This window comes from Kitasatospora sp. NPDC092286 (genome assembly GCF_044755565.1).
Taxonomy (GTDB): domain Bacteria; phylum Actinomycetota; class Actinomycetes; order Streptomycetales; family Streptomycetaceae; genus Kitasatospora.
The window spans coordinates 1-12,978 of record NZ_JBIVRD010000082.1 but is presented as its reverse complement, the minus strand read 5'-3'; the positions used below and the strand labels follow the sequence as shown (position 1 = coordinate 12,978).

8 protein-coding genes and 1 pseudogene are annotated in these 12,978 nt (G+C 70.7%); 2 read left to right on the top strand and 7 right to left on the bottom strand.

The features are described 5' to 3' along the window. The 5 genes from ACIQIB_RS38730 to ACIQIB_RS38710 all read right to left on the bottom strand — a co-directional run. A partial coding sequence (locus ACIQIB_RS38730) for a type I polyketide synthase (RefSeq protein WP_400764071.1) occupies positions 1-1,644 on the bottom strand: 1,644 nt, incomplete at its 3' end. Between the two features lie 336 nt (positions 1,645-1,980). Further along, positions 1,981-3,414, bottom strand: coding sequence for an IS1380 family transposase (locus tag ACIQIB_RS38725; RefSeq protein ID WP_400764069.1), 1,434 nt, complete (start codon positions 3,412-3,414; stop codon positions 1,981-1,983). Positions 3,415-3,631: 217 nt separating this feature from the next. Continuing rightward, positions 3,632-5,146: an FAD-binding oxidoreductase gene (locus tag ACIQIB_RS38720; protein WP_400764066.1), complete on the bottom strand. Its 1,515-nt coding sequence runs from the start codon at positions 5,144-5,146 to the stop codon at positions 3,632-3,634. A 152-nt stretch (positions 5,147-5,298) separates the two neighbouring features. Then, a complete protein-coding gene (locus ACIQIB_RS38715) occupies positions 5,299-6,531 on the bottom strand; it encodes a cytochrome P450 (RefSeq protein WP_400764065.1) in 1,233 nt (410 codons plus the stop codon). Positions 6,532-6,763: 232 nt separating this feature from the next. Beyond that, a complete protein-coding gene (locus tag ACIQIB_RS38710) occupies positions 6,764-8,263 on the bottom strand; it encodes a DHA2 family efflux MFS transporter permease subunit (protein WP_400764062.1) in 1,500 nt (499 codons plus the stop codon). Between the two features lie 155 nt (positions 8,264-8,418). Here ACIQIB_RS38710 and ACIQIB_RS38705 point away from each other — a divergent pair, with 155 nt between their 5' ends. Continuing rightward, positions 8,419-9,069, top strand: a complete 651-nt coding sequence (locus ACIQIB_RS38705; RefSeq protein WP_400764060.1) for a TetR family transcriptional regulator — start codon at positions 8,419-8,421, stop codon at positions 9,067-9,069. A gap of 94 nt (positions 9,070-9,163) precedes the next feature. Here ACIQIB_RS38705 and ACIQIB_RS38700 read toward each other — a convergent pair whose 3' ends face one another. Then, positions 9,164-11,248 (bottom strand): HelD family protein, encoded by a 2,085-nt coding sequence (locus tag ACIQIB_RS38700; RefSeq protein WP_400764057.1) that lies wholly within the window; start codon positions 11,246-11,248, stop codon positions 9,164-9,166. Positions 11,249-11,906: 658 nt separating this feature from the next. On the opposite strand from ACIQIB_RS38700, the gene ACIQIB_RS38695 reads away from it, so the two are divergent. Beyond that, complete coding sequence (locus ACIQIB_RS38695) at positions 11,907-12,413, top strand: integrase core domain-containing protein (RefSeq protein WP_400764054.1); 507 nt, start codon at positions 11,907-11,909, stop codon at positions 12,411-12,413. Positions 12,414-12,640: 227 nt separating this feature from the next. Here the strand turns inward: ACIQIB_RS38695 and ACIQIB_RS38690 are convergent. Next, positions 12,641-12,883: pseudogene (locus tag ACIQIB_RS38690) on the bottom strand (IS701 family transposase); the annotation flags it as partial. Between the last annotated feature and the right edge of the window lie 95 nt (positions 12,884-12,978).

Sequence of the window (12,978 nt, the reverse complement as noted above, 5' to 3'; positions counted from 1 at the left end):
CGCCCGCTGACTCCCCTGACCCGAGAACAGCAGCCCCAACCGACCACCCGAACCACCCACCACACCCGACACCACACGCCCCGACTCCCCACCGACAGCCACGGCGGAGAGACCACGGAGCAGCTGCTCACGGTCCTGCCCGAGCACCACGGCCCGGTGGGAGAACGCGGTCCGGGTGGCGAGCCGGGAGAACGCGAGGTCGTCGAGGTCGATCTCGGGCCGGTCCGCGAGGAACGCCTGCAGCTGCTCGGCCTGCGCCCGCAGGGCCTCCCGGGAACGGCCGGAGAGCGCGATCGGACACACTCCCCCGGCGGCCCGGTCGGCCCTCGCACGGCGCACGTGATCCGGGCAACCCTCCAGCACAACATGGCAGTTGGTCCCACCCATGCCGAACGAGCTGACGCCCGCGAGCGGCAGCCCGTCGCCCGGCCAGTCCACCAGGGCCTGCGCGACCTCCAGGTTGAGGCCCTCCAGCGGGATGTCCGGGTTGGGCGTCTCGAAGTTGAGGCTGGCCGGGATCTGCCGGTGCTCGACCGCCAGCGCGGCCTTGAGCAGTCCGACGATGCCGGCCGCGCCCTCCAGGTGGCCGACGTTGGTCTTGGCGGAGCCGACCACCAGCGGCGCCCGGCGGCCCTCGGCCCGGCCGAGCTCGGCGCCCAGCGCGGAGGCCTCGATCGGGTCGCCCACCTTGGTCCCGGTGCCGTGCAGTTCGACGTACTGGACGCTCGCCGGGTCGACCTCCGCCTGACGGTAGGCCAGCCGCAGCACCTCCCGCTGGGCGTCCGGGTTCGGGACGGTCAGCCCGTCCGTGGCACCGTCGTTGTTCATCGCGCTGCCGCGGATCACGCAGTGGACGGGGTCGCCGTCGGCCAGCGCCTTGGCCAGGGGCTTGAGCAGGACGAGCGCGCCGCCCTCGCCCCGCACGTAGCCGTTGGCCCGCGCGTCGAAGGTGTGGCACCGGCCGTCGGGAGAGAGGCCGCCGAACCTGGCCGCGCCGAGGGCGCTGTCGGGGACCAGGTTGAGGTTGACCGCGCCGGCGAGGGCGAGGTCGCTGGCGCCGGAGCGCAGGCTCTCGCAGGCCAGGTAAACGGCGGAGAGGCCGGAGGACTGGGCGGTGTCCACGGCCAGGCTCGGTCCGCGCAGGCCGAGCAGGTAGGAGATCCGGTTGGCGAGGATGCCGCGCTGCACACCGGTGATGGTGTGCTGGGTGACGGCACCCAGGCCCTGACGGTGCATCAGGGCCGCGTAGTCGTCCAGGATCGCGCCGACGAAGACACCGGTACGGCTGCCGCGCAGCGCCTCGGGAAGGATGCCGGCGTCCTCGACCGACTCCCAGGCGAGTTCGAGCATGAGGCGCTGCTGCGGGTCCATCGCCACCGCCTCGCGCGGGGAGATGCCGAAGAAGGCGGGGTCGAAGCCGTCGACCCGGTCGAGGAAGGCGCCGTGGCGGGCGGCCTCGGGGAGCAGCTCGGCGTCCCAGCGGTCGGCGGGCACCCTGCCGACGGCGCTACGGCCGTCCCGCAGGAGCTGCCAGAAGGCCTGCGGATCGGGTGCCTGCGGCAGGCGGCAGGACAGTCCGACGATGGCGATCGCCTCCACCGTCCCAGCACCGGTCCCCGTGGTCTCCGCACGGAACATCGACATCAGACTCCCCGATCTCACACCTGACAGAGACATGCCGGGGCCCGAGGGTGATGTGACGCTGAGTCTCCCCCGAAACTCCGAATGGCACGGTGCGCGCAGCAGGTCCGCACGCACGGCCTCAACGACGCTATGCGGGGGGTGATCGGGCCCCACACCCCTGTCATCCCCCTAGCCGCCCCTAGCCTCCGCGTTTCGGTTGGGGTTGGCAGAGCGGGATTGATCTCCGGGGCGGTGGCGATCGGGCTGCTGGCGAGTGCGGGCGTGCCGGGGGCCGACGCGTGGGTCGGGTGCTCCTGGGGTCCTCGGGTCGTGGGTGGTCAGTGGCGGTTCCGTCGGTCAGGTGGCCGGTCGGGGCAGGGCGACGAGGCGGTTGAACGCGACGGTCAGCTCGTGGCCCCAGGGCCAGGTGGCGGCGATCCGCAGGCGTAGGCGGCGGGCTCCGCGGGTGATGCGTGCGGCAGCGTGGAGAAGCCGGTAGCGGAGCATCTTGGGTTCGACGGTGGCCAGTTCGCCGTCCAGTAGCAGGGTCCGGGTCCAGGCGAGCAGGTCGATCGCGGTCAGGGACAGCTCCAGCCAGGCCGCGTTGATCTGGAAGTGGCGGGAGGGGAAGCGGCCGAAGCCGGTGGTCTTGCCGCTGGGGGTACCCCCGGACGGAGTCTGGGGGAGGATGTGGTCCTCGACCCGGGCGTGGGCCCGGTGGCGGACCTCCAGATGCTGGATCGAGCCGCCGCCGGCGACTGGTGTGTCGGTGAGGAAGACCTGGTGGCGCATGCCTTCGTCCTGGTCGAACAACGACAGCTGGGCGCCTGGGTGCGGCCGCTCGCGCCGCACGATGATGCGCGTGCCGTCCGGGTGGCCTGCGAGGTCGACCAGGCCGGTCAGCTCGGCGACCTCGGCCCCGGTGCGCAGGGAGCTGTCCTGTTCCAGCGCGGGGTGCCAGACCCGGTCGGGCAGGGCCCGGATGGCCTTGCGGACGCGGTCGGTGACGGCGTGTCCGACCGAGAACGTGGTCCGGATCCCGCGCTGTCGCAGTCCTCTCAGGTGGGCCAGGAAGGCCTTGGCGCCGCCCGCACTGTCGGCACGGACGAGGATCGGGGTGCCGTGGCGGTGGGCGTCGGGGATCTGGGCGAGGGCCTGGTCGAGGACGGTGATGTGGTCGGCTGCGGTGTTCGCTCCGGCGTTGCCCGGTCGCAGGAGGCCGGCCAGGGCCTCGCCGGTGTTGTCGAGGAAGCAGAGCAGCGGGTGGTAGCCGAAGCCGCGTTTGTAGGTGGCGGCGGCCTGTTCCTTCTCGGAGTGGCAGGTGACGAGCGTGGCGTCGATGTCCAGTATCAGGCCCGGCAGTTCACGTCCTCCGGCATGCGATGCGGGTATCGGGCGTCCGGTCTCGGCGGCCTGCAGCCAGGCGACCTCGCGGGCCCTGGCCCGTGCTGCCCGCAAGGCGTTCAGGGCTGCGGTGTCGATGCTGGACAGGACTCGCCAGGCGGTGGGGGTGGAGGCGACGGGGCCGAACACGTCGCGCTGGTCGCGGAGCATGGCCAGGTCCCGGATCGCCTCGCCGCCGTCGGCGAGCATCACAGCCAGGTCCACCGCGACACGGCCGGGATCGTGCCCGGTGCCGCGAGGCCGCAGCCGGCGCAGGGCATCGGAGAAGGCACCGGTCAGGGTGGTGGCGTCGGCCAGATCCGCCAGCAGGCGCGAGCCGGCGTGGTTGACCACCCCGTGCCCGTCGGCGCTGATGACGAGCTTGGGGCGTGAGCGGGTAGGGTGCACGCAGAAAGTGCCTTCCTACTGGAACGACTGGGACCTTAGACAAGCCTCATCGTTGCAGCTCAGAAGGCACTTTCGCTTTTCCGATCATGATCCGGACGCGACCCAGATGAAACGCGCAGGCTAGCGGTGAACCGGTCCGGGACGCCGACGAGCCGGAGGCGACGGAGGGTCCGTCGTCTCCGGCTCGCGGGGTGGAGGTGTGTGCGGCGCGTCCTCCTCAGGAGGCGGGTGCCTGGATCGAGAGGGAGTGCCGGAAGACGTTGCGCGGGTCCCACCGGGCCTTGACCGCCTGGAGCCGCGGATAGGCGTCCTTGTAGTACAGGTCGTGCCAGGGGACGCCGGAGGTGTTCCATTCCGGGCTGGCCAGGTCGGCGTCCGGGTAGTTGATGTACGCGCCGTCGGCGTCGGTGCCCGGGAGCGGCACTCCTCCGGTCTCGGCGTAGACGTCCCGGTACAGCTCGCGGAGCCAGCGCAGGTGCGGCTCGTCCTCGGCCTCGTCCTCCCAGGTGGTCACGTACACCACCTTGAGGACGGAGTCCCGCTGGGCGACGGCGGTGGCGTCCGGGGCCACCGCGTTGACCTTGCCCCCGTAGCCGATCAGGGCGACCAGCCCGTCCGCGTTGTCGGGGCCGGGGTCGGCGAGCCGGTCGTGGAGGACGTCGATCTGGCGGGCGGAGAAGCCGCGACGGGCGTAGGCGGCCTTCATCTTGGCCCGCCCCGTCATGTCGCCGTCGCCGGCGATGCCCGGCCACCTGGTGGCGTGCAGCCAGGGCAGCGTACGGGTCTGGCTGAACGGCGTGCCGCCGACGCCCTCGACCAGCGCGGCCAGGTAACCGTCCAGCATCTCCTGGGCGTTCGGCAGGCCCGCGTCCAACTGCGTAATGACGGCGACGGATCCGGACGGCCTGCGGGTGAGCGCGAGAACGCTGTAGAGGGCCCGGTAGGGCGAGTCGGGGTCGCTGTGCTGCTCGAACCACGCGCCGTGGTTGCGGACGAGCCGGGTGAAGGCGGCCCGGTCCAGAGCGTCCCAGGGCAGGGCCGTGGTGTTGAGCAGCACCTCGGAGGGCGGGCGCGGCAGCAGCCGCCCCGGGGCGACGACGCCCGCCGCCTCGGCCTCGCCCTCCGGCGAGCGGAGCCAGTACCGCGCCACAATGCCGAAGTTGCCGCCGCCGCCCCCGGTGTGGGCCCACCACAGCTCACGGTGGGGGTCGTCCTCCCGCCTGGTCGCCACCACGCTGCGCGCGGTGCCGTCGGCGTCGACCACCACGACCTCGACCGCGTACAGGTAGTCGACCACCGAGCCGTGCAGGCGCGAGAGCGGGCCGTAACCGCCGCCCGCGAAGTGCCCGCCGGCGCCGACCTCGGGGCACGCCCCGCCGGGAACGGTCACGCCCCAGCGCCGGTACAGCGTCTTGTAGACCTGCCCGAGCGTCGCGCCCGCCTCCACCACGAAGGCGCGGCGCTCCTCGTCGAAGTCGACCCGGGACAGGCCCGCCAGGTCGACGACCACCTGGACCTCGGGTCCGGCGACGAAGTCCTCGTAGCAGTGCCCGCCGCTGCGGACGGCTATTCGCTTCCCCTCGCGGACCGCCTCGCCGACGACGTGGACGATCTCCTCGGTGGACGACACCACGTGTATGCGCTCGGGCGTCCCGACGAAGCGGAGGTTCTCCCCCCGGCTCAGGTCCGGGTACCGGGGGTCGCCCGGCCGGACGGTCTCCACGTTGTGCACCTCGCTGCTCCCCTCACTGGATAGCCGGGGCACCGCTCGGGCGCTCCGGATGACGACTGCTGGCGACTACTAGTGACTACTGACGACTGCTGCGGAAACGGACGAGGGGGTGCGGTCCGACGGGACAGCACCCCAGGGGTTCTCCGGCGCCCTCAGGCCCGGTTCAGCTTCACCGGCACGCGGTGCAGACCACGGATCAACGTGCTGGTCCGCCAGCCCAGTTCCTGCGGGTCGACGGCGAGCCGCATGTCCGGGAACCGGTCCAGCAGCGCGTTGAACGCGATCTGGGCCTCCAGCCGCGCGAGCGGGGCGCCGAGGCAGTAGTGGATCCCGTGGCCGAAGGCCAGGTGGCCGCCGGTAGGGCGGGCGATGTCCAGGTCCTGCGGGTTCGGGTAGCGCTCGGCGTCGCGGTTGGCGGAGGCGAGCGAGATCAGCACGAAGTCGCCGGCCGGGATCTCGATGTCGCCGACCTGCAGCGCCTCGGTGGCGCAGCGGAAGGTCGCGTGCTTGAGCGGGCTCTCCAGGCGCAGGAACTCCTCCACCGCGCCGGGCAGCAGCGAGCGGTCGGCGCGCAGCGCCTCCCACTGGTCGAGGTGCTGCAGGAGGTGGTAGGTGCCGTTGCCGAGGGTGTTGACGGTGGTCTCGTGGCCGCCGATGAAGAGCAGGAAGGCCATCGAGATCAGCTCGGTCTCGCTGAGCCGGTCCTCCTGGTCGCGGGCCGCGACCAGGCCGCTCAGCACGTCGCCGGTGGGCGCCTTGCGCTTGCGTTCGATGAGTTCGCGCAGGTAGGCGATCATCTCGGTGGAGGCGGCGGCGGTCGCCTCGGCGGACTCGCCGGAGACGAGGGCCTTGGACCACGCCTTGAAGTTCTCCTGCTCCTCGATCGGCACGCCGAGCAGCAGGCAGATGACCCGGATCGGCAGCGGGAAGGCGAAGGCATCGAGCAGGTCGACCTCGTCCCCTTCGAGTGTGTCGAGCAGCTCACCGGTGATGCTCTCGATCTCTGGGCGGAGCTGCTCGATCGCGCGGCTGGTGAACGCCTTGTTCACCAGCTTCCGGAGCCGGGTGTGGTCGGGCTGGTCGGAGTGCAGCATGTGCGTGGCCAGCGTGGAGGAGAACGCCCCCCGCTTGTCCTGGTCCGGCTCGTTCTGGGCGAACAGCCGGTCGGTCTTGCCGAGATCGGTGCTCAACCGGGGGTCCGCCAGGGCCGCCCGGACCTCTTCGTAGCCGGTGATCAGCCACACCGCCAGGCCACCGCAGATCGGTACCTCGGGCGGCATCATCACCCGGTGCGCGGAGCCCTTGGCGCTCAGCTCGGCGTAGGTCGAGTGCGGATCCTGCATGAAGTTGCCGTCGAGTACCAGGGGGGTCGGGTTCTGCTGCATGGGACGCGTCCTCGTCGAGAGTGATCGTTCGGCCGACAGTTCGGGGCTGGACGAGCGTACGGAGGGGATCCGGTTAGCGGGCCCCCTCCGGCCCCGGGAAGGGGTTGCCAGGGGGCGGATAGGGGTTGGCTGGTGAGGGCGTGCCGTCCGCCGGTCGCGGCCGGGGACCGGCGGACGGCGTCAGCGGTCCCGGAGCCGGGGGCAACTCCGGGACCGCCGTTCTGGGGGGCCGTCAGATCTTGGCGGCCGCGTCCGCACCGGGTGTGCGGGCAGGGGTGCGCTCGGCGGGCGCGGGGGGCTTGCGCAGGCTCGTGTTGAACAGCAGGGCCGCGGCGACCGCTGCCGCCAGGACGATTCCGCCGGCCCAGCGGCTCGCGACGGCGTAGCCGTGCACGGTCGCCTCCGTCACGGCCGCGGCACCGTCGGCGCCGACCAGGGCCGAGGCCGTCACGGTGGTGGCGATGGTGTTGAGCAGCGCCGTTCCGATCGAGCCGCCGACCTGCTGCGAGGTGCTGACGAACGCCGAGACCACGCCCATGTCCTTGAGCTGGACGCTGCTGGTGGCGACGTTCACGCAGGGCGCCATCACCAGGCCGAGGCCCACACCCAGGACGATCTGGGTCGGCAACATGACCCCGGCGTAGGAGCTGTCAAGGGTGAGCCGCCCGAGGTTGAACAGCCCGAGCGAGGCCAGCACCAGGCCCGGCACCACCAGCACCCGGACCGGCACCCGCAGCATGAGCCGGGTGGTGGCCTGCGTGGCCACCAGCACGGTCGATACTGGCGCGGGCAGGATCGCCAGGCCCGCCTTGAGCGGCGAGTAGTGCATGACGCCCTGCAGCTGGTAGGTCAGGATCAGGAAGAGGCCGTACATCCCGATCATCGTCAGCGCGATGGTGAGGAAGGAACCGACCCGGTTCCGGTCGGCGAGCACCCGCAGCGGCAGCAGGGGGTCCTTGACTCGGGCCTGGGAGTAGGCGAACGCCGGGATCAGCACCGCGGCCGCCACCAGCAGCCCGATCACCCGGCCCGACGACCAGCCGTCGTCGGCGGCCTGCCCAAAGCCGTACACCAGCGCGACCATGCCACCGGCCGAGAGCAGCGCGCCGATCAGGTCGACCCGGACGCCGCGCTGTGCTGGCACGTTGGGCAGCAGCATCCTGGCTCCGATCACCACGAGCACGCCGATCGGCACGTTGACGTAGAGGCACCAGCGCCAGTCCAGCCACTGGGTGATCATTCCGCCCGCCAGCAGCCCGAGCGCACCGCCCGCGCTGGCCACGGAGCTGAAGACCCCGAACGCCTTGGCCCGCTCGCGCGGTTCGGTGAAGGTGGTGGCCAGCATCGCCAGCGTGGCCGGCATCAGCACGGCAGCGAAGACGCCCTGCGCGACCCGCGAGCCCACCAGGACGGCGGCATTGGGCGCGGCGCCGCCGACCGCGGAGGCGATCGTGAAGCCGACGACGGCGAAGACGAACGCGCGGCGCCGCCCGAGCAGGTCGCCGATCCGGCCGCCGGTCAGCAGCAGCCCGCCGAACGCGAGGGTGTACGCGGTCACCACCCACTGGCGGTCGGTGTCCGACATTCCGGTGGCCTGCTGGGCCCAGGGCATCGCGATGTTCACGATGGTGGTGTCGAGGACGACCATCAGCTGGGCTAATCCGATCACCGCGAGCGCCCACCAGCGGTAGCGCACCGGCCTCTCATCGGAGGCCGCGGTCGGCTGTGACATTGCTCCTGCCCCTTGTCTCTTCGTTCGGCCTGTCGGCACGAGGTGCAAGAAGCAGTAAAGGGGAAATTACGTTACCGAGTCAAGTTCCATACTAGGGAATATACTTGTCCTGGTAATCTCCTTTCCCGGGTAACGATCGTGTTAGGGTGGCTGGCGTGAACGAGGCGATGGGGCTCCGGCAGCGGAAGAAGCAGCGGACACACACGACGATCTCCGACGCGGCGATCACGCTGTTCCTGCGGCACGGCTTCGACCAGGTGTCCGTCGCCGACGTCGCGGCGGCGGCCGAGGTCTCCAAGCCAACGCTGTTCAAGTACTTCCCGACCAAGGAGGACCTGGTCGTCCACCGGTTCGCCGACCACCAGAACATGGCCGGCCGGATCGTTCGGCAGCGGGATCCGGGAACACCGGTGGTGACCGCGCTGCGCGAGCACTTCCTGAACGGCCTCCTGCACCGGGATCCCGTTACCGGCCTCAACGACGAGCACGAGATCCTGCGGTTCAGCGGACTCGTCTACTCGACCCCGAGCCTGGTCGCCCGGGTCGGCCAGTACATGGCGAAGGCGGAGGACGACCTCGCCACCACGCTGCGGGAGGTCCCGGACCTGCCCGCCCCCCGCGAGGCCACCGCCCGACTGCTGGCCGGGCAGGTCACCGCCGTCCACCGGGTGCTCGCGGAGCTCAACCGGCAGCAGATCGTGGGCGGGGCGACCGCCGACGAGCTCTACCCGGAGGCGGTCGCCACCGCCGACCACGCCTTCTCGATGCTGGAGCAGGGACTGGCCGCCCGCGCCGCCGCCCGCTGATCCATCGGCCTCCCGTACGCACCCCAACGGCACAACGCCAGTGGCCCCTCTCGGTGAGAGGGGCCACTGGCTTCTTCGGACCCGCTCGGCCCGGTCAGCCGACCAGCGGCGCCGGCAGCGGCCGGGAGTGCAGGACGTCGAGCCGGGAGACCGCCCGGGTCACCACGACGTATAGCCGGTGCAGCCCGCGCGGCTCGGCCTCCACGATGGCGGCCGGTTCCACCACGACCACGTGGTCGTACTCGAGCCCCTTGACGAGGGAGGCCGGAATCACCGTCACCCGCACGGTGGTGCCGACATCCTCGGACGTGGCCGTGACGATCCCGGCGGCCTGGAGCGCGGCGGCGGCCTGCGCCACCGCGCTGTCGGCGGTGATCACCGCGATCGAACCCTCCCGCTCCAGCGCGGCGCGCACCGCCGACACCGCCGCCGACCCCAGGTCGTCGGACCGGCTGACCGTCAGTTCGCCGTCCTGCCGCAGCGACACGGCCTGCGGCACGTCCACGTCGAGGGCGGACAGCAGCTTGTTGGCCAGTGCCATGACGACGGCCGGAACCCGGAAGCCGGTGGTCAGGGGGACCACCGACGCCTGCGGCTTGCCCAGGTGGGACAGCTGCTCAGTCCAGGAGGAGGCCGACCAGGGCGCGGTCGCCTGGGCGAGGTCACCCAGGACGGTGAGCGAACCGAAAGCGCTGCGGCGGGCGATCGCCCGGCACTGCATCGGGGACAGGTCCTGGGCCTCGTCGACGACGACGTGGCCGAAGCTGGCCGGGCGATCGATCAGGCCGGCCACCTCGTCGACCAGCATCAGGTCGTGCTCGGACCACTTCGCGCTCTTCTCCGAGCGCGGCGGCTTGCGCCACAGAATCGCCGCCTGCTCCTCGGGGCTGAGCACACCGTCGGCGGCCTCGGCGAGCACGGCCGGGTCGCTGAGGAGCGCGGCCACCACGGTCTCCGGGCGCAGGGCCGGCCACGCGGACTCCAGGAAGGCCGCGACCGGCTTGCAGCGGCCGATCTTCCGCTGCCAGGTGCCGTTCTTGATGCCGGAGCGCCGCTCGGCCTGGTCCTGGAGCATGGCCACCACGCGGGTGCGGACGTTCTCGCGGCCGATCGCGTACGGCGGCGCCTGCTCGCGCATGTCGGCGACCATCCGGTCGAGCTCGTCCGAAGAGACGCGCCACCGGTAGGAGCCGTCTGGGACGACCAGGGCCTCGGAGTCCTTCGCCCGGATCCTGCCGTACAGCGCCCGGCGCAGCACGGTGACCATCCGCGCGTCCTGCTTAATCGCGGCGGCCGGTTCGTCGTCCTCCGCCTCGACCGCGTGCGTGGCGGCCAGGTCCTGGACGGTGCACTGGGTCACGTCGATCTCGCCGAGCGCGGGGAGGACCTCCGCGATGTAGCGCAGGAAGGTCCGGTTGGGGCCGATCACCAGCAGACCGCTGCGCTGGATCCGCTGCGGGAAGGTGTAGAGCAGGTACGCGGCGCGGTGCAGGCCGACGGCGGTCTTGCCGCTGCCGGGCGCCCCCTGGACGCACACGGACTCGCTCAGCTCGCCCCGGACCAGTTCGTCCTGCTCCGGCTGGATGGTGGCGACGATGTCACGCATCGGCCCGGTGCGGGGACGCTCGATCTCGGCGGCGACGATTCCACTGGCACCGCTCTCCTCGGCGCGGTCGAGGTGCTCGTCCTCCAGGCCGGTCAGGTCTTCCGGCGTGCCCAGGCTCCAGGGTGCCCAACCGAACCGTCGGCGCTGCGCGAGCCCGAGCGGCTCATGGGCGCTCGCCTGGTAGAACACCCGGGAGACCGGGGCCCGCCAGTCGATCACCAGGGGCGGCGCGGCCGGGTCCTCGAAGATTCGCTGCCGGCCCACGTAGTAGCGCTGCTTGCGGTGGTCGCCGGTCTCCGGAGCGTCGTCGAAGTCGAGACGACCGAAGAAGGATGGGCTCTCCGGCAGCTCCTTCATCTGCTTGGCGCGGGTCCGCAGGTACCGGCCCAGGGCTTCCGCGCTCGCCCCGTCGCCCGAGACGTCCTCACCCGCGATGACCTGGTAGCTCGCGTCCTCGACCTGCCGCGCCATCGCCGCCCGGCAGAGCTCAACATAGGCCCGCTCATGCTCCAACTCGTCGTCGAGGCTCGCGGTTTCCGGTGCAGTGTCCACGTGTTGGACTTCCGACGTCATCGATCGCGACCCTTCCCCTACAACGGGCTCACCTGCAGTACGCAAGCATCATAACCGAACTGGGTAAAGATACTGACTCAGTAATCCCAGTCAGGGGTGGCTTGCGGGCGGCTCCCTCGATCGGGACGGCGAACCTAACAGGCCGACCACAGCGGCCAGTTGCGGCAGCTCACTGACACCGGCTCAGATCGGCTGGGCTACGGCGCCAGCAACTGCCCGTCGGTCACGAAGAATTCCGCCAACACCCCACAGCAACTTGCCGAGTACGCAAACACCTTCTGCGCATCGCCTGCGAACCCGTGGCACTCCCGTCTGTCGAGAGCGACGTCCGTACCGCGATCACCATCGAGTTGAAGTCGAGGTGGAGTTGCCCGGGTCCGACAGACACTGGTGGGCTTGCGAGCTGCGCGACTGCGTAGAGCACGCTATGTGGTGTCTTCGCGGCGTGCTGGCGTTCGGACTCGGCCGGCCTGAGCTGGCCGTTCGCCGAATGGCGGCGCCGGGGGTTGCAAAAGCCCCTCGATGTAGGCGAAGAGGGCCTGCTCGGCATGGTGGAGCGGACCTCCAGCACCTGGGCGCCATTCCTGCGCTCCCAAGCGGAAGCACTCCTCGCCTGTGACTTCTTCGAAACGGTCACCCTGTCGGAGCCCGTCTGCACGTGCTCGCGGTCATCGAGCACGCCAACCGCCGTATCCGGATCCTCGGCGCCACCGCACGTCCGACCGCATCCTCGGTGACGCAGACCGCGAAGAACCTCGTCACGGACCTCGAAAACGTCGGCTGCCGAGCGCGGTTCCCGATCCGGGATCGAGACGGCAAGTTCCCCGAACTGTTCGACGCCGTCCTCGCTGACGCGGGGATCCAAGTCGTGCTCAGCGGCGTCCGAATCCCACGCACGAACTCCCTCATGGAGCGCTGGGTGCAGACCTGCCGCCGAGAGCTACTGGACCGCACCCTGATCTGGAACGAGCGGCACCTGCTCCACTCCCTACGGGAGTTCGAGAAGTTCTACAACTGCCACCGGCCACACCGGGGCATCGCGAACGCCCAACCCCTCTCCGCCCTTCCCCGGCCAATCGACTGCCCAGAGCAAATCGATCGCCTCGACATTCGCCGAACCGATCGACTCGGCGGCTTCCTCCACGAGTACCAACATGCGGCCTGAGCGGGGCGGATGACGGTTGCGGCAAGCACACCTCCAAAGACGGTGGCTAATACTCCAGTGAGAGTTCTCCATGTGCCCTGGTCAGCGGCTTGGGGACGGTGAGTGTAGCGAGGTCGAGGCGTGGGTGGGGCGGTTTTGACGTGGTGGTCCCACCCACGGGTGGCCGCGCCGCATGTAGTGACAGCGGCGGGCGTGTGCTTGGTGACGGCGTCTCCACCGCGACCATGTCACTGCGTGGCTCCCGTCCGGAGAATGGTGGTGGGGTCGAGTTGCCAACAGACGGCGAATCTCGGCTGGCGTGAGGTCCACGAGCTCGGGCGTGTCGGGATCTCCTTCCCCTTTTTTCGTTCCTGGGCGGCCAGGACGGCCAGGAACGTGTGGGCGAGCATGGAGAGCGTGATGTGTCGGTACCAGCCCACGTAGCGGCGCACTTCGTACTGGTCCAGGCCGCACTCGTTCTTCGCGCTCTGAGAGGGCGTTTGATGTGAACGGATTGCCCTTTATACCCTAGTAAGTCCCTCGCCAGGTTGGTGTGGTCTCGTCCGTTATGCGCTTGGCGAGGTTG

Coding starts and splice junctions, on each gene's coding strand:
- ACIQIB_RS38715 (WP_400764065.1), bottom strand. CDS start 6,531: ATGCAGCAGAACCCGACCCCCCTGGTACTCGACGGCAACTTCATGCAG.
- ACIQIB_RS38710 (WP_400764062.1), bottom strand. CDS start 8,263: ATGTCACAGCCGACCGCGGCCTCCGATGAGAGGCCGGTGCGCTACCGC.
- ACIQIB_RS38700 (WP_400764057.1), bottom strand. CDS start 11,248: ATGACGTCGGAAGTCCAACACGTGGACACTGCACCGGAAACCGCGAGC.